Below are 268 nucleotides of genomic sequence, written 5' to 3' on the forward strand. Positions count from 1 at the left end.
AGCAGCGCGTACGGGGCTGCGGCCGCGTAGTCGAGTTCGCTGGTGAGCGACCAGAATCGGGTCGACAGGGTGCGGGTGCCGTTGGGGGCCAGCAGCAGGGTCGCGGTCAGTTCCGTCGCGATCGCCATGAACACCAACGCCGCACCGACGGCGGCCGACGGCGCGGTCAGCCGCAGCGTCACCCGTAGGAACGTCCGCCACGGCGGTTTGCCGAGCGCCGCCGAGGCCTCCTCCAGCCCCACCGGCACCTGGGCGAGGCCGGAGCGCA

The 268-nt window shown here is 73.1% G+C and carries 1 protein-coding gene; it reads right to left on the minus strand.

The genetic code is table 11. The annotated features are described in order from the left end of the window. Positions 1 to 268, minus strand: a 268-nt coding sequence (locus tag IJ15_RS24990) for an ABC transporter permease subunit (protein ID WP_156112216.1), incomplete at both ends; no start/stop codon positions are given.

The sequence above is a fragment of the Prescottella defluvii genome, assembly GCF_000738775.1.
GTDB classification, from domain to species: Bacteria; Actinomycetota; Actinomycetes; order Mycobacteriales; family Mycobacteriaceae; genus Prescottella; species Prescottella defluvii.